Source organism: Brenneria populi (assembly GCF_036016195.1).
GTDB lineage: Bacteria > Pseudomonadota > Gammaproteobacteria > Enterobacterales > Enterobacteriaceae > Brenneria > Brenneria populi.
Genome location: NZ_JAYWTM010000027.1, coordinates 1 through 18,910 on the forward strand (window position 1 = coordinate 1; position 18,910 = coordinate 18,910).

An 18,910-nucleotide genomic window follows, 5' to 3' on the forward strand; every position below is an offset into this window, starting at 1 on the left:
ACGATTAAGCCGGGAGATGCAAACGCTAGTCCGACAGGCTGGCGGCAGCCATACCCGGTTTCAGCAACCGGGAAGCCAGCTCGCTGGTATCGATGGATTTAGGGCATGGAGACGGGCGCGGGCGGTATGTGCAGCAGGTCTACGGCAGAACGGCGTAGGCCCTTTCCCCTGGCTGGCTCATCAGTTCACGTTCTTCAGGTAACCCCGCCAGCCAGGGAAAAAGATCAGATTGGCGCTGAGATGGGGAATTAAGTGTTACCTATGTGGTACTGGTGGGGGAACCCGGCCCAAAAAAACTGGGTTCCCCCACTATCCACGTATATAGCGGAGTCAGGTGGGGAGAGTGACCAAAAACCGCATGCTGACGGGGTTGAATGCCAGATTGCCGTTTCTGGTGGGGGAAAACATGATCCGTCTGCAAGTCGGGTAAAAATGGGGGAAGTCAGGCGGATTTTTTTCTGATCTGCTTGTGGCGTTCAATCAGGTTGCCTTCTTCATCGAAGTAGCGGCTCGGCCAGATCTCCGACGGATGAATACCTAATGCCTCCGCGATCAGAAATTCGCCTTTCGGCCACGGGCGGGTAAGCACGTTCGCCAGCGTTGAAGAGCTTAATCCTGCCTGCCGGGATACCGCTGCCATCGTTATCTTTTTCTTGTGTAACGAGGCAATTATGTCTGCCGGATGCATATCAATTTTGTTAGTCATGCTCCCTCCTTGCTCGTAGAGACAGAATAATTTTTCAACATCAATACTAAGTAATACTTAGTACATTTTCAACAGGCAGACATGAAAATCACCGCTGGTTATCCAGTCGGTCGGGATCCTCATGCTGCCACATCGTTTAAAAGAAGCCAGACTAAGAGCGGGCCTGTCGCAACAGCGGCTTGGGGTTCTGGCGGGTATTGATGAAGCCACGGCCAGCGCTCGGATGAACCAATATGAGCGCGGTGTGCATACACCTGATTTTGATCTTGCCTGCCGACTGGCGGCGGTGCTTGATGTTCCTGCCTGCTATTTTTATACCGTCGAAGACGATCTTGCCGAAATCATTCTGAATTATCACCCTACGAAAAAATAGCGCTTGTCCACGTTATTGCTCTGTTCGTTCGAAACGCTGTGCAGCTCGTTGTTCTCAATAATCGGCTTAACGAGGTCTGCCAGTTTACAATGCGCTTCCCGCCGCTCCTCAAAGTAATCATACCGATCGTAAATGCCTTCAACGCCTTTCAGCTTATGATTAAGGCACCGTTCGGCGACATAGCCCGGAACGCCTAACGCGGCCAGTAGGCTGCGGCAGGTGCGGCGCAGGTCGTGTACGGTGAACGGTTCAAGTTCACCCATGCGATTGGGCGGTTGAATTTTTCTTCCCGGTTCGCGGCCGAAAAGTTTGGCGATCGCCCGGTTGAGGGTATCGCTGCCCATATGCGGCGAACTGCTGGCCCGGCGGTTGGGGAATACATACGCTGAACCGCAGGCGCGTATCTTCAATTCACGCAGCCATTCCCGCGTCAGCGGGGGTAGGGGAATGACGATAGCGACGCCCGATTTGCTCCTCGCCGCAGGCAGTTCCCACGTTGCGTCTTCGAGGGAAAATTCATCCCATTGGGCTTCGGTCAGTTCGCTTTTGCGTACGCCAAGCACGATCAGTAATGCGCAAGCCAGATAGTTATCGCGAGTGAAGCTGTCGCTCTGGTTGCGGAATACCTGAAAAACCTGCGTCAACTCTTCCTGACTCAACGCCCGATCGCGGCTTTTTTCAATGCCGCCCGCATCATCCACCTTGAACGCCGCCGCCGGGTTATGTCCGAGAAGCCCAAGTTTTATGCCGTGATTAAACAGTTGTTTCAGGTACATCAGCGCATCGTTGGCGGTGCAGGGCCTGCCGCTGGCGGTGATTTGCTGGATGATGGCGCGTATGTCCAGCGGTGTGACCTTGCCTAACGCCAGCTCGCCAATGTGTGGCGCGATCTCTCTGGCGAAGATCCGCTGTGGGATATGCGGGTGCTTAAGGCGTCGCACCAAATCCTGCTTCCAGTCGTTAAACAGATCGTTGACGGTATGGATTCTGGCGGGGCGATTGCGTTTACGTTCGGCGATGGGATCGTCGCCTTTCCTGACCTTCCTGCGGGCGTCTTCGGCCTGAGAGCGGGCTTCCGCCAGCGACAGATCGGACGGCTTGCCCAGCGTGAGCGAACGGCGTTTGGCGTTCAGGGTATAGCGCAGCATCCAGTAAGGTTCACCGCGCTGCGGCACCATCAGGTATAGCCCCTGACCGTCGTTGTATCGTCCGGGACGGCTTGCTTTCAGGATGGACTGTATGGTTTTAACGGTCAGATTTCCCATGCCCTGCCTCCCTAAGGTATTCCGCCAGCGTCCGTCAATCGTGGCCTGCGCGAAAAAGTGGGTAGTACATAGGTTATAAAACGAACATTTTGGCTTGTAAAGCGATTGTACTACCCAATGTACTACCCACTCGGCAGTGGATTTCGGTGGATTCGGGTAGTACAAAGTAGACGTTGATGGCAACAAAAACGCCCTGAAAACAGGGCGTTGTGGAAGTCGGTGGAGCAAGGTGGAAATTATTCGATGTTCTGGATCTGTTCCCGCATCTGTTCGATAAGAACCTTCAGTTCGATGGCGGAAGCGGTGACGTCGGCGTTGATGGACTTAGAGGCCAACGTGTTGGATTCGCGATTGAACTCCTGCATCATAAAGTCCAGACGGCGGCCGACGGCCTCTTCTTTTTTCAGAATTTTATAGGTTTCCGCCACGTGCGCTTCCAGGCGGTCAAGCTCTTCCGCCACGTCGATGCGCTGCGCCATAATGACCAGCTCCTGTTCCAGCCGGTTATTTTCCAACTGAACCTGAGCTTCTTCCAGCTTGCTGAGCAGCCGCTCGCGCTGCCATTGTAGAATATTCGGCATATGCGCCCGGACTTTGGCGACTTCGGCGCTGACGCCGGCCAGACGCTGTTCAATCAGCGTTTTTAAGGCATTGCCTTCGCTTTCCCGCGCGCGGATGAAGTCATCCAGCGTGCCGTCCAACGCTTGCAACAGTTCGGCGCCGATGGCGTCCAGATCCTGTTCTTCCGCCGCCATCACGCCAGGCCAGCGCAAAATGTCGACCGGGTTGATCTCCCCTTCGTCGCTCTGCATTTTCACCCAGTTGGCGGCGCTAACCAGCTGTTTAGCCAGATTTTCATTCAAGATCAGCGAACTTTGCGCGCTCGGATCGAGATCGAAACGCAGGTTGCATTCAATTTTACCGCGGGTCAGGCGGGCGCGGATGCGATCGCGGATAACGGGCTCCAGACTGCGGAACTGTTCCGGCAAACGGATATAGGTTTCCAGATAGCGTTGGTTAACGGAACGCAGTTCCCAGGCTGCGTTGCCCCAGTCGCCTTTGACTTCTCGTCGGGCGTAAGCGGTCATGCTGCGAATCATTGGTGCATACCTGTAGAGCAAATGATGCGGGGATTATAACGTCGTGTCTCTGGGCAGGGTAGAATAAAATCGCCGCGCGGGCGGTCGCTCGGCCCGCGCGGCGGCTATTATGCGGCGTGCAGCAGCGCTTCGTTTTGTTTGGCGATCTCCCGACATTTGTTTTTCATCATCTGCTTAAGCTGCAATGTCGCCTGCGACTGCGGGTTGTCGCGCCGGCTAATCAGCGTCACCTCAAACGGCAAGGGCTGATCGATGGGGACGATTTTCAGCAGGCCGGCATAGCGGCAGGCGGTAAAGAGATCGACCACGCCGGCGCCGCCGCCGGCCAGTACCATATCCGCGATGACTGAATAGGTTTTGATGTACAGCGAAGCCGCCGGTTTGAGATGCCGGGTGCGTAACGCCCGGTGTAATACCTGCCCGAGGGGATCCTGATGCTGCATCATCAATAGATTGTTCGAACATAGCCATTCGAGCGATACCGGGCCGTTCACCGGGCTGTCTTTAGGCAGCAGCGCCACCATCGAAGACTGAAACAGCGGTTCCGCCAGCAATGCCGCGTCGACCTGCTGTCCGAACACCAGGGCGAAATCGAGCTGGTTTTGCAGGATATTCAGACACAGGGTGCTGAAATGCTCCGTCACCAGCTCGACGTTGACCCGGGTTTCCTGCTTATGAAATTCCACTAAGGCGGGAGCGACGATCATCTGCCCGAACGCATGGGCGGCGCCCAGACGGACGGATTGCTCTTTGCCGGTTTTAATCTGCTCGGTCAGTGTGCTGATGGCCTGCAGCTGTTTGTACAACTCCTGCACTTTAGGGATCAGGCTACGGCCCGCCTCCGTGGCGATCATGCCTTGCGTATTTCGTTCAAACAGAGAGAAGCCAAGCTGCTGTTCAGCATGGTTAAGCACCCGGCTGACATTGGGCTGGGAAACGTTCAGTAAACGGGCGGCGCCGCTGATGGTGCCGGCCTGCACAATAGCCTGAAAAATTTCGATATGTCGTAAACGCATGGGAGCACGCCCCGTGTATCTTTTGGGTGGTCGTTGCGCCGTCGGGCGCAACGTTGTCGGCGATATTCCCTATGCAATATCCACGCCATACGGCGCAGGCTGACGCGCGTTATCCCGGCTGCGCGCGTTGAGGTTACGCGCCCCAGGTGCGCTCCAGTACACGCAACCCGTTACCGTAACAGATCTTTTCCAGCAGCGGACGATCGTCGCCGCGCTTGGCCAGCGTGTTGACCAGCACCGGCAGGCCGGCGGCGTCGACCAAATCCGGCGGAACGCTGGCGCCGTCGAAGTCCGACCCCAGGCCGACGCCCTCTTCGCCGAGCTTTGTCAGCAGGTAATCAACGTGGCGGACGATCTCGTCTACCGTCGCGTCAGGATCTTTTTTCCCGTCTTCGCGTAGGAACATGGTGCCGAAATTCACGCCGACGAAACCGCGGCTTTCCCGGATGGCGGCCGGTTGACCGTCCGTCAGGTTGCGCGACTGGGCGCAGAGCGCGTGCGCGTTGCAGTGGCTGGCGACCAGCGGCGCATCGGTGATGTCGCCGGTATCCGGCGAGGAGGGGAAACGGAACGGTACGCCCTGGCCGAAAATATTCGGGCGGCTCCACAGCGGCCCGAGGGTGCGCAATCCGGCGGCATACAAAATATCCAACAGCTCCAGATCGGGGTCGAGCGCTTCGGCGCCTTCAATGTGCATCACCATCGCCAATACGCCTTGCGCCATGCATTGGCGGATATCCGTCGCGCTGCGGCAGATTTTGGCCTGTCCGGCGGACGCCGCCTCAATGCGCAACAGTGTGGAAATCAGCGAAAAGGTGACTTCTCTGGCGTTTTCCGTCGTCGGCGTCGCGTGGGGAACGAAAAGTCCGCCGCTTCCTGGTACGGATTTTGCTGTTTTGGGTGAAGGTAGATAAGCGGCGAACAATCCGCCGACGCATCCGCCCTGGCGGATGCGCGGCAGGTCGATCTGACCGGCCGCCGGACCGTTTAGAAAAGCCTTTACCGGTTATCGCGGTGAGAAGACCAAAGACGCAGGAGTACGTCGTATGCCCGTCGAAGAGAGGGATTTGTTCAATGAGGGATGAGTGAGTGTCTGACATCGTCGCAAGTATCGGCTCTGGATGTGGTGCAATGAGGCGTTATCCTGCCCATTTTTGGTGCGTTCGCACCGTAATGGACAAACCGTCGCTAAGGAGAAAATAGCGCATCGGGCGATGCAAACGTAACTGGGCGCCATCGGCATCAAAGCTCAGCTGATTTCATCGGAGAACCGTCAGGTCTTGACCAAAACGCGCGCGTGCCAGCATTAGCCGGCGATCGCGGGCGACAAACGGTTATGGGCATTGGCCCGTGGCAAAAACGTTTTGCCAGCCAGGTGGAGGCTAACGGCATGAGGCTACTGTTGAACCGCGGCCGGATAGTGACGTATCAGCGCTGAGGGGCGGCGGTTTTTTCATAATTTATATGCCGGCATCCGGAGGCGTGGCGTCGGACAGCTGAGCCATTTCCTCATCGGAAAGCTGGGTGATGTGTTGGATCTGCTTGCGCGCCATGCCGCTCAGCAGTAGCCGGAGGGCAATGCGCCGCGCGCCGGCTTTCATCCCTTGCTCCATCCCTTGTTCTATTCCTTTCTCCATGCCGCTTCGAATACCTTTCTCAAACCCAATCTGCTCCAACTGTTGTGCAATCGTCATGATTTCCTCCCGATCCGTTGACAGTGGCGCCGCCACTCTCTCGATAAAGTCGGCTGGTCTGGATGTATTGCCGGTTTGCGCAATATAAAACAGCAACGCCCGCTTCTGCGTCAACGGCACCTGCCAGCGCTCAAATAATAACCCGATATCTCGCGCCAGTTCTAGCATATCCCGCGTGCGGATATGCTTCTGCACCAGTTCCAGCAGCGCCGCCCGCCGATGGGTTTTGATCTCCTCATCGGGGATAACGGTCAAGTCCACCAGCGGGAAGTCCCTTACGTATAGCCGCTGCGCCAATGATGGGTCGGCAAAGCTATCCAGCCAGCGCAGGCTGTACGGATATGGGCGGCGTCTCCCCTGATAGAACAGTAGGGGCACCACCAGCGGCAACTGCTTATGCCCCTGCGCCAAATGCTGCTGCATCGCCGCCAGGCAGTAGCGCAGCAGGCGAAAAGCCATCAGTTTTTCCGGCCGGCTCTGGTGCTCGATTAGACAATAGATATAGCCTTGTCCGGCGGTAGTGCGCAGCGAATAGAGCATATCGGAAACCCGCGCGCGCAAATCTTCGTCGATAAACGAGGCCGATTCCAGTTGCAGCGTGTTGAAATCGCAGCGGCCGCGAATATCCGGCGGCAGGTGGATGGCGAGAAAATCCCGCGCCACCTCAATGTCGCCGAGAAACTGTTTACAGATGGCATCGTGTGATTGCATGTCGTCCCTGACCGTTTATGTTCCTTGCGAGGGTCAGAGTAGCGCATGGCGTTGGCGCGTAAAGGCAGCGTCGCCTATTTTGGAAAGCGGGTTGAAAACAGAATGGAAAAACGTCCGAGCGACATTTTTCCCTGTGAGGACGATCCCTGAACGCGGGGGTATGCCGTTTCGTGAGGATCGCCGCTTATGCTATTTGATTAGGGGGGCCGTCAGCGGTAAATGGCCGCGACCGGCTCTTTCCCCACGTAGCCGTAGCCGCGGTACATCCCTTCGCTGTTGAACGGCAGCGCGATGTTGCCGGCGTTGTCGACGGCGATCAGCCCGCCGCTGCCGCCCATCCGCCGCAGTTTCTCCAGCACCACGCGATCGCCGGCCTGGCGTAACGTCAGCCCGGCGTACTCCATCAGCGCCGATACGTCGTAGGCGGCCACCGCGCGCATAAACACTTCGCCGGTGCCGGTGCAGGAGACGGCGGCCGTCTGGTTATTGGCGTAGCAGCCCGCGCCGACGATCGGGCTGTCGCCCACGCGGCCGGCCTGCTTGTTGGTCATGCCGCCCGTCGAGGTCGCCGCCGCAAGGTTGCCGGCGCTGTCGAGCGCGACCGCGCCGACTGTACCGAATTTACGGTCGGGATCGATAGGGTCGCTCTGGCCGTCATGGTCGAGAATGACACGACCTGCGCCGGCCTGCGCGTTACGCAACTGTTGGCGGCGTTCGTCGGTGGAGAAAAATGCAGGGTCAACCCTTTCCAGACCGTGCTGCTGGGCAAAGGCTTCCGCGCCGTCGCCGGTAAACATCACGTGCGGGCTCTTTTCGAGCACGGCGCGCGCCGCCAGAACCGGGTTACGGATATGGCTGACGCAGCTGACCGCGCCGGCTTCCAGCGTGCGGCCGTCCATGATGCTGGCGTCCAGCTCATGGGTTTCCGCGTGGGTAAAGACCGAACCGCGCCCGGCATTGAACAGCGGGCACTCTTCCAGCAGCCGGACGGCTTCCGTCACTGCATCCAGCGCGCTGCCGCCCTGCGCCAGAATCCGCTGTCCGCCGGCGATAATTTCGGATAAGGCGGCCAGATAGCGCTGTTCTTTTTCGGCGCTCATGGCCGAGCGGGTCAGCGCGCCTGCGCCGCCGTGGATCACAATCACGGGTTTCGTCATGCGATAGCTTCTCTTGTTCATCGGGTTGCGCGCCGGCATCAGTTTTGCGTCGTCGCCAGATAGGAGAACGCGCCCAGCAGGCTGGTGAGTTCCCGTATGGTTTGCGCCGTATAGCCTACGGTGACGGCATCCAAACGCTCGATATTCGGCAGCAGACAGAATAGATCGGCCAGCACCGGCTTCGCCACCATCAGTTCAAGGCGATAGGGCGCCTGAATTCTGGGTTCCAGAGCGCGGGGCGCTTTCTCCACCGCCGCCTGCGCCGCGTCGCGAATCACCCGACGCGCCTGTTCCGCGCTGAGGGACTCAGCCGCATGCTGCGAAATGGCGCGTTTGACGCAGGCGTAGCCGGCGGCGGGGTAGTAGCGGGCGATCCAGCGTTGAAGCGTGTCGTCGCCGCTCACCAGCCAGAGCGGCGTGTTTTGCTCCACGCCGGCGGCGGCGTAGATGTCGCTTTCGCCCATGATCTCGCCGTTGATGCGCACGCGATAGAAGGCGCGGCCGTTGATGGTGTGCGCCAGCACGCCGAATTCGCCCGCCGCGCTGTGGTAGCCGATGAACATCAGGCCGTCGAACGGCTGCCGCTCCAGCCCTTCCACCATCGAGTAGCCGCGTGGTTTGCCCTGCACCAGCCGCGCGCGCGCGTCGATATTCTCCGCGCGCAGGTTAACCATCGCCGCGTGGCTGTCCGCCACCACCACTTCCGTCGCGCCGCCGGCGAAGGCGCCGTCAATCGCGGCGTTCACTTCCTGCTCCATCAGCCCGCGCGCCAGCTGGTATTCGGCGGTGCCGGGGCTGCACTGTTCCGGGCGCATCACGCCCGCGATCCCTTCGATATCGGCGGAGATAAATACTTTCATAATCAGTGTCCTGCGAGAGAGAGGTCAGCGGCCAGCCGGTCCAGCGCCTGCGGCAGCGTGGGGCGGTGATGGCCGCGAAAGCCGGTGACGGCGTCCGCCTGAAGCATGGCGTCGAGCACCGCGTGTTCGGTGGCGTCGGCGGCGGCGCTTAACAGCGGTTCAAGCTGCGCATCCTCCGGCGGCTGTGGTCGTGGGCAGGTGGAGAACGCCACGGCGATGTCGCCGGAACCGTGTCCCCAGTAGCTGCCGAGCCGGCCTAATCCTGCGCCGGCGCGCTTGGCGATGCGCTTGAGCTGCCGCGCGTCGAGCGGCGCGTCCGTCGCCATAATAATGATGATCGAACCGGCATCCTGCTGCGGCGTCAGTTCCGGCAGAACCGGGGCGATGGCGTTCCCCATCTGCACGCCGTCCAGCGTCAGCGCGGAAAGCGCGCCGAAGTTCGCCAGCACCAGCACGCCGAGCGTGGCGTTTAGTGCGGGAATCAGGCGCGAAGCGGTGCCGATGCCGCCTTTCAGGCTAAAGCAGCTCATGCCGCGCCCGGCGCCGACGCTGCCGCGCGCGAAGGCGTCCGTCGCGCCGTCCAGCGCCTCGCGCGCCGTCTGTTCCGTTACCGCCAGCGCCTGAATATCGTTGAGCCAGCCGTCGTTGCACTCCAGCGCCAGCGGGTTAACCGTCGGCAGCGAGCGTCCCAGCTCCGGGTTGCGGGCAATGGCGTCGCGCGCCAGCGCGGTGAACAGGGTGCCGACGGCCAGCGTATTGCTGAGCAGGATAGGGGTTTGCAGCAGCCCCAGCTCTTCAATCTGCGCCAGTCCGGCGGGCTTGGCGAAGCCGTTGAGCACCGCCGCGCCGCAGGGCAGGGGGCGGGCGAACAGGTTTTCGCCGGGCGGCACGATCGCCGTGACGCCGGTTTGAATCTCTCCTGCCGCCAGCGTGCTGTGGCCGACGCGTACGCCTGCCACGTCGCTGATGCGGTTGCGCGGCCCGCTGGCCGAGCGCGGCGTGCCCAGCTGGCGCGTCGCCCGCCAGCGCGTTAGCAGCAGCGCCTGCTGCCGCCGTTGATAGTCGAGCATGGTGTTTCTCAGCTTTTCAGTTTGGGATCGAGCGTATCGCGCAGCGCATCCCCGAGCAGGTTAAACGCCAGCACGGTGAAAAAAATCGCCAGACCGGGGAACACGCTGACGTGCCATGCGCCGGCCATCATCAGGCTGCGGCTCATCGCCAGAATGTTGCCCCACTCCGGCACGTCCGGCTCCGGGCCGAGGCCGATAAAGCTCAGCCCCGCCGCGGTCAGGATGCTGGTGCCGATACGCATGGTGAAATAGACGATCACGTTAGGCAGCGTGCCCGGCAGGATGTGGCGCATCAGCACGATGCGGTCCGGCGCGCCGGCGCAGCGCACCGCCTCCACATAGGCCGCCTGCTTCAGCGACAGCGTCGACGCGCGCACGATGCGGGCGAAAACCGGCACGCTGAACACCGCCACGGCGATAATCACGTTATTCAGGCCGGGGCCGAGGATGGCGACGACGGCAATCGCCAGCAGCATGCCGGGAAAGGCGAACAGCACGTCGGAGCCGCGCATAATCAGCATATCCACCCAGCGGCCGTAATACCCCGCCAGCAGCCCCAGCGCAATGCCCGCCAGCATGCCCAGCGTGACGGAAAAAATACCGATATACAGCGAGATGCGCGCGCCGTAGATGATGCGGCTCATCACATCGCGCCCCAGATCGTCGGTGCCCATCCAGTGCGCCGCCGACGGCGGGGAGGCCAGCGCCATCCAGTCCGGCTCCATCGGGTTCCAGGGCGCCAGCCAGGGGGCGAAAATGGCGACCAGCACCAGCAGCAGGATAAAGCCGCCGGAGATCAGCGCCATCGGGTTGCGGATAAAGACCTGAACGAAATCGCGCCACGGCGAACGTATCGTCTCTTCATCAAGCGCGGCGGCGGCCGCGACGGGTTCGGAAGGTAAATTCATCCTGTCTCCTAACGTAGGCGAATCGCCGGATTGACCACCGCGTACAGCAGGTCGACCAACAGGTTAATCACAATAAACTCAAACACGAACAGCATCACCAGCGCCTGAATCACCGGCTGATCCTGGGTCTTGATCGACTCAATCAGCAACCAGCCCAGCCCCGGCCAGCTAAACACGCTCTCCACCACGATCGACCCGCCCAGCAGGAAGCCGAACTGCAGCCCCAGCATGGTGATGACCGGGATCAGCGCGTTGCGCATCACGTGCTTCCAGGTGACCAGCCGATTGCGCAGCCCTTTGGAGCGCGCGGTGCGCACGTAGTCTTCCTGCGACACTTCCAGAAAGGCGGAGCGGGTAAAGCGCGCCATGACGGCGGCTACCGACGCCCCGAGCGTCAGCGCCGGCAGAATGATATCGCTGGGCTGATTAAAGCCGCTGACGGAAAACACGCCGAACGGCATCGCCACAAACTGGATCAGCAGCAGGCCGAGCCAGAACGGCGGCATGGAAATGCCGCCGACGGCGAAACTCATCAGCGTCCAGTCCTGCCACTTGCCGCGCTTGAGCGCGGAAACCACGCCGATCAGCAGACCGAGCGCCACCGACCAGGCGAACCCCGCCAGCGCCAGCCACATGGTCGGCATAAAGCTCTTGCCGATCACATCGACGACCGGCTGCTGGGTGCGGTACGTCACGCCCAGATCGCCGCTGAACAGGCCGCCGAGCCAGCGGATGTACTGCTGCGGCAGCGGATCGTTCAGCCCTAGCTGCTGGCGGGCGGCTTCCACCGCCTCGATGGTGGCGTCGGCGCCGGCGTAAATACGCGCCGGATCGCCCGGCAGCAGCTTGATAAAACCGAACACCAACAGGGAGACCACCAGCAGAACCGGGATCATTTCCAGCAAACGTCGGACGATATAAGCAAACATGGCGTTCTCCCTGTCCGATTACTTAAACTGCGCCTGATCGAAAATCAGCGAGCCGTCCGCCAGCATGTAGACGCCGTCGAGGTTTTTGCTTTTGCCGACGATGTTGTCCGGCGTTCCCAGGAAGACCACGGGCGCGTCCTGCCAAATCTGGCGCTGCGCGTCGGCGTATGCGGCGGCGCGTTTGCCGGCGTCGGCGGTCGCCAGACCGGCGGTGATCGCCTTATCCGTTACCGGGCTGCTGTAGTAGGAGACGTTATACGCGGTCGGCACCCAGGATTCGGTGGCGAACAGCGGACGCAGCGCCCAGTCGGCATCGCCGGTGGACGGCGACCAGCCGTTATAGAACAGGTCGAATTCGGCCTGCTTAGGATCTTTCACGCCGAACAGCTTGGCGTTGCGCATCCCCGAATCCATCGGCGTCACTGTGACCTTAACGCCGACCTGCTCTAACTGCTGTTTGAAGAACTGCGCGCTGCGGATGTAGTCGGTGCGGTTCGTCGTCCAGAGTTTCAGGCTCAGTCCGTTGGCGTAGCCGGCTTCTTTCAGCAGCGCCTTGGCTTTTTCCGGGTTATAGGTGTAATTCGGCGCGCTCTGTTTGGCGAAGAACTGCACGTCCGGCGCCATCGCCGAGGTGGCGGGAACGCCCATGCCGGCAAAGCCGACTTTCAGCCAGATATCGCGGTTGATGGCGTAGTTGAGCGCCTGACGCACGCGGATATCGTTCAGCGGCGGGCGCAGGTTGTTCATCGCCAGCCAGAACTGATAGATGCTCGGGTCGCGCTGAATCGCCAGTTTGCTGTCGCTCTGTACGGTGGCGATCAGATCGGAAGGCAGCGGATATACCGCATCCACCTGGCCGGATTTCAGCGACGCCACGCGGGTGGAGTCTTCCGGCGTCGGGTAGAAGGTCACGCTGTCGACTTTCGGCCAGCCTTTTTGCCAGTAGTTGTCGAATTTCACCAGCTTGACGTCTTTACCCTGCTGCCATTCGGTGAACTTGAACGGGCCGGTGCCGACCGGATGGACGCGCAGTTGCGCTTCGTCCGGGTATTTTTTCAGCGCTTCCGGACTGTGCATCACGGCGGACGGGTGCGCCAGCGTGTTGACAAAGGCGCCGAAGGACTTGTTCAGCTCGATTTTAACCTGGGTTGGCGACAGCACGGTGACGGTTTTCACCATGTTAAACAGACTGTTGCGTTTTAAACCCTTGCTCTGGTCGGCCAGGCGGTCAAGGTTGGCCTTCACGGCGTCGGCGTTAAACGGCGCGCCGTCCTGAAAGGTGATGCCTCCGCGCAGCGTAACGACGAACTCGGTGGCGTCGTCGTTGCTGGTGTAGCCCGTCGCCAGACGCGGCACCAGCTTCATTTTGTTGTCGAACTGGAACAGACGCTCGAAAATACCGCTTTGAATGGAGTAGCTCAGCGTATCCGAGGTGTCGTGCGGGTCGAGTCCGGTGATATCGGCATAGATGGAAATGCGCAGATCCTGCGCCTGGGCAACGGCGGCCAGACACAGCGAAAGCCCGAGGGCAACGGCGGAGCGGCGAACGAATGGCTTCATGGTTATCTCTCCTGGTCAGCAATGATTGAGGTGTTGCGTTTTATCACTATGTTTTGTAAATATTTTTGTGAATTTTTTTATACCGCGTCGCCCGTCAGGCCGCCGATTCGCCATCGGCGACCCAGTGCTGCGGCGCCACCTGCCGGTAGCGCGTTTTGGCGACGCTCTCTCCCGCTTTACGCAGCGGCGAGGGGATTTCGCTGTCGTCGAACTGGCGCGTGCCGCGGCGGGTCGGATCGGCAATCGGCACCGACGCCAGCAGGCGGCGGGTATAGGGATGCTGCGGGTCGTTGAACACCGACTGGCGCGGGCCGATCTCCACAATCTGGCCGAGGTACATCACGGCGACGCGGTTGGCGATGCGCTCGACGACGGCCATATCGTGCGAGATGAAGATCCATGACACGCCGGTTTTCTTTTGCAGATCCATCATCAGGTTGACCACCTGCGCCTGAATCGACACATCCAGCGCCGAGACGGCCTCGTCGGCGATGATGACCTGCGGCTGCAGCGCCATCGCCCGGGCGATGGCGATACGCTGGCGCTGCCCGCCGGAAAACTCGTGCGGGTAGCGGCGGGCGTGCTCGGGCAGCAGACCGACGCTTTTCAGCAGCGCCTGCACCTGCGGCGTGGCCTCTTCCAGCGATTTCACCAGCCCGTGCAGCAGCAGCGGTTCGGCGATGGTAAAGCCGACCGTCAGACGCGGGTTGAGCGAGGCGTAGGGATCCTGAAATACCATCTGCATTTCGCGGCGCAGCGGCTGGAAATCGCGCTCTTTCATCTGGGAAATTTCCTGCCCCTGAAAGTAAATGCTCTCGGCGTCGCTTTGCACCAGACGCAGCAGCGCGCGTCCGGTGGTGGACTTGCCGCAGCCGCTCTCGCCGACGATAGCCAGGGTTTCGCCCGGCCAGACGTTGAAATCGATCTGTTCCACGGCGTGAACGTAGTGGGTGACGGCGGATAAAATCCCGCTGCGTATCGGGTAATAGACGCGCAGCCCGCGGATATCCAGCAGCGGCTCCGCGTCATAGCGCGCGGTGACCTGTTCACTGTTTTCCGTATCGGCGGCCTGTCCCAGCAGCGGGAAGCGCTGCGGCCAGAGGCTATCGCGCATATCGCCCAACTTCGGCACAGCGGCCAGCAGCGACTGGGTATAGGGATGCTGTGGCGCGGCGAAAATCTGCTCGACGGCGCCTTGCTCGACGATTTCGCCGCGGTACATCACCACCACGCGGTCGGCGATTTCAGCGACGACGCCCATGTCGTGGGTGATAAACATCACCGCCATATCGCTCTGCTGTTGCAGGTCGCGCAGAATTTGCAGAATGCGCGCCTGTACGGTGACGTCCAGCGCGGTGGTCGGCTCGTCGGCGATCAGGAGCTGCGGGTCGCAGGCCAGCGCCTGGGCGATCATCACGCGCTGACGCATGCCGCCGGACAGCGAGTGCGGGTAGCTTTTCATTACGCGATCGACGTCCGCGATGCGCACCTTGCGCAGCAGATCGCGGGCTTTTTTATCCGCGTCGGCGGCGTCGCAGATTTGGTGGTCGCGCAGGGCTTCCGTCAGCTGGTCGCCCACTTTCAGCACCGGATTGAGCGAGGTCATCGGCTCCTGGAAAATCATTGCCAGCTCGCGCCCGCGCAGCTTGCGGCGCGCTTCCGCCTTCATCGTCAGCAGGTCGTGCTTTCGGCCGTCGCGCGCGGTAAAGCGGATCGCGCCGCGTGCGATGCGGGCGGAATCCGCCAGCAGCCCCATCACGGTCAGCGATGTCACAGACTTGCCGGAGCCGCTTTCGCCCACCACGGCGACCACTTCCCCTTTATTGACGGTGAAGGAGATGCCTTTCAGCGCCTGGTGCGTGCCGGAACGGCCGCTGAAGCTGACGCTCAGATCGTCGATTTCCAGTACAGGTCTGGGGACGTTGCCGGGTGCTGTGGCGGCGCCCGCGTGCATGATATCCGTCATGGTCACTCCGGTTGATTGTGTGATGGCCAGGCCGACTGAAGGCGTCATAGCCAGATTCGGCCGAGGTTATAGGTCAGGTAAGGCGAGCTGTCGGCGGCCAGCCAGATGGGGCCGTCGAGATCGACGTACTCGGCCGCCGCGGCGATCGGCAGGGCGGCCTCCATCGCCATCGATGAGCCCAGCATGCAGCCGACCATCACCCGTAAACCGTAAAGTTTCGCTTCTTCCACCATCGCCAAGGCTTCGCTGATGCCGCCGCACTTATCCAGCTTGATGTTAATCATGTCGTAACGGCTGCGCAGTCCGGCGATATCGGCGCTGTGGCGGCAGCTTTCATCCGCGCAGATCGGAATCGGGTGGGAAAACCGCAGCAGATCGTCGTCTCTGCCCGCGGGCAGCGGCTGCTCCACCATAGCGATCTGATAGCGGGTCAGCGCATTGAGCAGGCTGGCGAGATCCAGACCGCTCCAGGCTTCATTGGCGTCGATAATCAGCCGGGTATCCGGCGCCGCTTCGCGAACGGCCGCGACTTTCTCCAGAATCAGGTCGCGGTCGAGTTTGATTTTCAGCAGCAGGGCGCCGCGGGAAACCGCATCCGCAGCGGCGGCGGCCATGTTTTCCACGCTATCGAGCGAAAGGGTTTCCGCAGTAATGACGGAGGGCGGCGGCTGTATGCCGAAACTCTGCCATAGGGTCCGTTTGCCCAACGCCGCCTTGAGCCGCCATAGCGCGCAGTTGAGCGCGTTTCTCGCCGCCCCCGGCGGCAAATGGCTTTGCAGTTGCTCGATGCTGAGGCCGTTTTCCACCGCTGCGGCCGCTTCCTGCAGCTGTCGGCAAACGCTCTCCACCGATTCGCCATAGTGCGGCGTCGGGGTACATTCGCCCTGTCCGATAAATCCGCGTTCTTCCAGCGTAACCCGCACCACGGAGACGGCGCTGCGGGTGCCGCGGGAGAGGGTGAAAGGCTTGGCCAGCGGCAGATTGACCGCTTCGATTTGCATATGGCGCATGCTAATCTCGCTTCCCGTGCTGTTTAACGTTGCTAACAACGATAATAAGTTGTGGAAAATCATCGGACGCGTACGGCGCGCCTATCGCCGGAGCGCGGCGGATAAGGTTGTCGGGTCGACATGGCGCTTTTCTCATCAACGATCGGTTTTAATCAGAATATTCCACGCGGCGTCATGGCTGACGAATACTTGTTCATGGGTAGGGTATAGCCTGAGGTTATATGCCCGCTGGCGTATGACTTTTTGTTATTGGCGCGAGGCAAGGTAGGCATTGCACCGCGAAGGCCGTATAATGCGCGCCAGTTAACTTTTACCCGCCGGAGACGACCCATGCGCCCTACAGGCCGAAATGCACAGCAAGTGCGCCCTCTTAAATTCACCCGTCATTACACCAAGCATGCCGAAGGCTCTGTTCTGGTTGAGTTCGGCGATACCAAAGTTTTATGTAATGCCACGGTTGAAGAGGGCGTGCCGCGCTTTCTTAAAGGGCAGGGCCAGGGGTGGGTGACCGCCGAATACGGCATGCTGCCGCGCGCGACGCATAGCCGTAACGCCCGCGAAGCCGCGAAGGGCAAACAGGGCGGACGGACGATGGAAATTCAGCGGCTGATAGCCCGTTCGCTGCGCGCCGCCATCGATCTGAAAGCGTTGGGCGAGTATACCATCACGCTGGATTGCGATGTGCTGCAGGCGGATGGCGGCACCCGTACCGCATCGATTACCGGTGCCTGTGTGGCGCTTGCCGACGCGCTGAACGCGATGGTCGCCGCCGGCAAGCTGAAAAAAAATCCGCTGAAGGGCATGGTGGCGGCGGTCTCGGTCGGCATCGTCAACGGTGAACCCGTTTGCGATCTGGAGTATGTTGAAGACTCCGCGGCTGAAACCGATATGAATGTGGTAATGACCGAAGACGGCCGCATGATTGAAGTGCAGGGCACCGCGGAAGGGGAACCCTTTACTCATGAAGAGCTCTTGTCCCTGCTGGCGCTGGCGCGCGGGGGGATAGAACATATCATTCGGGCGCAGAAAGCGGTGTTGGCCGATTAATTTCCAATAGCGACCGATGGGTCGCTTTTTTACGGTCGGGCGTTTTGGCGTTGACCGGCGTTAGTAGTAAATCCATTAACCGCGTGATATGAGGAGAAGCAGTAATGAAAGCCTATCAGCGCCAGTTTATTGAGTTTGCGCTCGGCAAACAGGTATTAAAGTTCGGTGAATTTACGCTGAAATCAGGACGCGTCAGCCCCTATTTCTTTAATGCCGGATTGTTTAATACCGGGCGGGATTTGGCGTTGCTGGGACGCTTTTATGCCGAGGCGCTGGTGGATTCGGGGATCGCGTTTGATTTGCTGTTCGGGCCGGCTTACAAGGGCATTCCGATCGCCGCCGCCACGGCGGTGGCGCTGTCCGAACAGCATTCGCGCGATCTGCCTTACTGCTTCAACCGTAAAGAGGCCAAGGATCACGGCGAAGGCGGCAATCTGGTGGGAAGCCCGTTGCAGGGGCGGGTGATGCTGGTCGACGACGTGATTACGGCGGGAACGGCGATCCGCGAGTCGATGGAGATTATCGCCGCCAACGCCGCCCGCCTCGCCGGGGTGATGATTGCGCTGGATCGCCAGGAGCGCGGGCGCGCCGATATTTCCGCGATTCAGGAAGTCGAGCGCGACTACCAGTGTAAAGTGATCTCCATCATTACGCTGCGGGACTTGATCGCCTATCTGGCTGAAAAACCTGAAATGGCGGCTCACCTTGCCGCCGTTGAGGCGTACCGCGATCGCTACGGCGTGTGAGCCCGTCTGGAAGAGAGCCGTTCCCCCGCCTGAGCGAGAATGACGACGCGCGCGTATAGAGATTGACGCTATGGCCGCAGAGTACGGCCAGACTTGTGGCGCCCAGCCACAAGCGCCGATTTCAGTTCAGCTGAGCGGCTAGCAGCGGCCAGCGGGTATCGAATTCCTGGGTGGGGCGATAGCGAAATTCGGAACGGATAAAGCGCGAGAGCATGCCTTCGCAAAATGCCAAAAGCTGGCTGGCCAGCAGCGTTTCATCATGCTGAAAACCTTTGCCGTCGCGTAGCTTTTGCTCGCGCAATACCTGACGCAGCTGCGACTCGATACGCTCAAATAGCTGATTGATACGGCCCTGCAAACGGTCCTGTTCAAACATCAGCGCATGTCCGGTGAGAATACGGGTCAACCCCGGATTCCGTTCGGCAAACCCCAGAATAAGCAATAAAATCAGCCGCAGACGATTAAACGTCTCCTTTTCATCCTGCAGAATCAGATTAATGCGAGTTGTCAGGCTATCTTCAATAAACTCGATCAGGCTGTCGAACATCCGGGTTTTGCTGGGAAAATGCCGATAAAGCGCCGCTTCGGACACCCCTACGTTCGCGGCCAGTTTTGCCGTGGTGATGCGTTGGCTGCCGTCGCTGGACTCCAGCATTTGCGCCAACGCCTGCAAAATTTCCTCGCGGCGATTCCTTTTGGTATTTTCTTTTTCTGCCATGTTGTGAAAAGACCCTTGCTAAAAATGTGACGGACGCACGCCCGACGGAGCCATAGTCGCGGATCTCCCCCCTT

17 protein-coding genes and 2 pseudogenes are annotated in these 18,910 nt (G+C 60.2%); 4 read left to right on the forward strand and 15 right to left on the reverse strand.

Annotated features, from left to right (window positions below; translation table 11 throughout):
* Window positions 1–56 precede the first annotated feature (56 nt).
* Window positions 57–158, forward strand: a pseudogene (locus VSX58_RS19270) (integrase domain-containing protein); the annotation flags it as partial.
* Between the two features lie 284 nt (window positions 159–442).
* Here the strand turns inward: VSX58_RS19270 and VSX58_RS19275 are convergent.
* Window positions 443–706: a helix-turn-helix domain-containing protein gene (locus tag VSX58_RS19275; protein WP_039550300.1), complete on the reverse strand. Its 264-nt coding sequence runs from the start codon at window positions 704–706 to the stop codon at window positions 443–445.
* A 121-nt stretch (window positions 707–827) separates the two neighbouring features.
* Here VSX58_RS19275 and VSX58_RS19280 point away from each other — a divergent pair, with 121 nt between their 5' ends.
* Window positions 828–1,079, forward strand: a complete 252-nt coding sequence (locus VSX58_RS19280) for a helix-turn-helix transcriptional regulator (protein WP_034918379.1) — start codon at window positions 828–830, stop codon at window positions 1,077–1,079.
* Here the strand turns inward: VSX58_RS19280 and VSX58_RS19285 are convergent.
* The 13 genes and pseudogenes from VSX58_RS19285 to dgcA all read right to left on the reverse strand — a co-directional run bounded on the left by VSX58_RS19285 (window position 1,061) and on the right by dgcA (window position 16,325).
* The gene (locus VSX58_RS19285; RefSeq protein ID WP_327619514.1) at window positions 1,061–2,344 is read right to left on the reverse strand and encodes a tyrosine-type recombinase/integrase; all 1,284 of its coding nucleotides are present in this window, start codon (window positions 2,342–2,344) and stop codon (window positions 1,061–1,063) included. The two genes, VSX58_RS19280 and VSX58_RS19285, sit on opposite strands and share 19 nt — an antisense overlap.
* Before the next feature lie 236 nt (window positions 2,345–2,580).
* Entirely contained in the window at window positions 2,581–3,444 is an 864-nt protein-coding gene (locus VSX58_RS19290; protein WP_327619515.1) for a YicC/YloC family endoribonuclease, read from the reverse strand.
* Between the two features lie 107 nt (window positions 3,445–3,551).
* Complete coding sequence (locus VSX58_RS19295; protein ID WP_327619516.1) at window positions 3,552–4,460, reverse strand: LysR family transcriptional regulator; 909 nt, start codon at window positions 4,458–4,460, stop codon at window positions 3,552–3,554.
* Between the two features lie 133 nt (window positions 4,461–4,593).
* A pseudogene (locus VSX58_RS19300) lies at window positions 4,594–5,560 on the reverse strand (dipeptidase).
* Window positions 5,561–5,920: 360 nt separating this feature from the next.
* Window positions 5,921–6,865 carry an Rpn family recombination-promoting nuclease/putative transposase gene (locus VSX58_RS19305; protein ID WP_327619517.1) on the reverse strand — a complete coding sequence of 315 codons (945 nt, stop codon included), beginning with the start codon at window positions 6,863–6,865 and terminating at the stop codon, window positions 5,921–5,923.
* Window positions 6,866–7,074: 209 nt separating this feature from the next.
* Window positions 7,075–8,022, reverse strand: coding sequence for an isoaspartyl peptidase/L-asparaginase family protein (locus VSX58_RS19310; RefSeq protein WP_327619518.1), 948 nt, complete (start codon window positions 8,020–8,022; stop codon window positions 7,075–7,077).
* 38 nt (window positions 8,023–8,060) lie between these two features.
* Window positions 8,061–8,882, reverse strand: a complete 822-nt coding sequence (locus tag VSX58_RS19315; protein ID WP_327619519.1) for a M55 family metallopeptidase — start codon at window positions 8,880–8,882, stop codon at window positions 8,061–8,063.
* A gap of 2 nt (window positions 8,883–8,884) precedes the next feature.
* A complete protein-coding gene (locus tag VSX58_RS19320; protein WP_327619520.1) occupies window positions 8,885–9,952 on the reverse strand; it encodes a DmpA family aminopeptidase in 1,068 nt (355 codons plus the stop codon).
* 8 nt (window positions 9,953–9,960) lie between these two features.
* Window positions 9,961–10,860, reverse strand: coding sequence for an ABC transporter permease subunit (locus tag VSX58_RS19325; protein WP_327615050.1), 900 nt, complete (start codon window positions 10,858–10,860; stop codon window positions 9,961–9,963).
* Between the two features lie 8 nt (window positions 10,861–10,868).
* Entirely contained in the window at window positions 10,869–11,789 is a 921-nt protein-coding gene (locus VSX58_RS19330) for an ABC transporter permease (RefSeq protein WP_327619521.1), read from the reverse strand.
* An 18-nt stretch (window positions 11,790–11,807) separates the two neighbouring features.
* Window positions 11,808–13,349 carry a glutathione ABC transporter substrate-binding protein gene (locus VSX58_RS19335; protein WP_327619522.1) on the reverse strand — a complete coding sequence of 514 codons (1,542 nt, stop codon included), beginning with the start codon at window positions 13,347–13,349 and terminating at the stop codon, window positions 11,808–11,810.
* Between the two features lie 94 nt (window positions 13,350–13,443).
* Entirely contained in the window at window positions 13,444–15,315 is a 1,872-nt protein-coding gene (locus VSX58_RS19340) for an ABC transporter ATP-binding protein (RefSeq protein ID WP_327619523.1), read from the reverse strand.
* A 44-nt stretch (window positions 15,316–15,359) separates the two neighbouring features.
* The gene (dgcA, locus tag VSX58_RS19345) at window positions 15,360–16,325 is read right to left on the reverse strand and encodes an N-acetyl-D-Glu racemase DgcA (protein ID WP_327619524.1); all 966 of its coding nucleotides are present in this window, start codon (window positions 16,323–16,325) and stop codon (window positions 15,360–15,362) included.
* Window positions 16,326–16,655: 330 nt separating this feature from the next.
* Here dgcA and rph point away from each other — a divergent pair, with 330 nt between their 5' ends.
* Both rph and pyrE read left to right on the forward strand, forming a co-directional pair.
* Window positions 16,656–17,372 carry a ribonuclease PH gene (gene rph, locus VSX58_RS19350; RefSeq protein ID WP_327619525.1) on the forward strand — a complete coding sequence of 239 codons (717 nt, stop codon included), beginning with the start codon at window positions 16,656–16,658 and terminating at the stop codon, window positions 17,370–17,372.
* 104 nt (window positions 17,373–17,476) lie between these two features.
* Window positions 17,477–18,118 carry an orotate phosphoribosyltransferase gene (gene pyrE / locus VSX58_RS19355; protein ID WP_327615044.1) on the forward strand — a complete coding sequence of 214 codons (642 nt, stop codon included), beginning with the start codon at window positions 17,477–17,479 and terminating at the stop codon, window positions 18,116–18,118.
* Between the two features lie 121 nt (window positions 18,119–18,239).
* Here pyrE and slmA read toward each other — a convergent pair whose 3' ends face one another.
* Complete coding sequence (gene slmA / locus VSX58_RS19360; protein WP_048637006.1) at window positions 18,240–18,836, reverse strand: nucleoid occlusion factor SlmA; 597 nt, start codon at window positions 18,834–18,836, stop codon at window positions 18,240–18,242.
* Window positions 18,837–18,910: the final 74 nt, after the last annotated feature.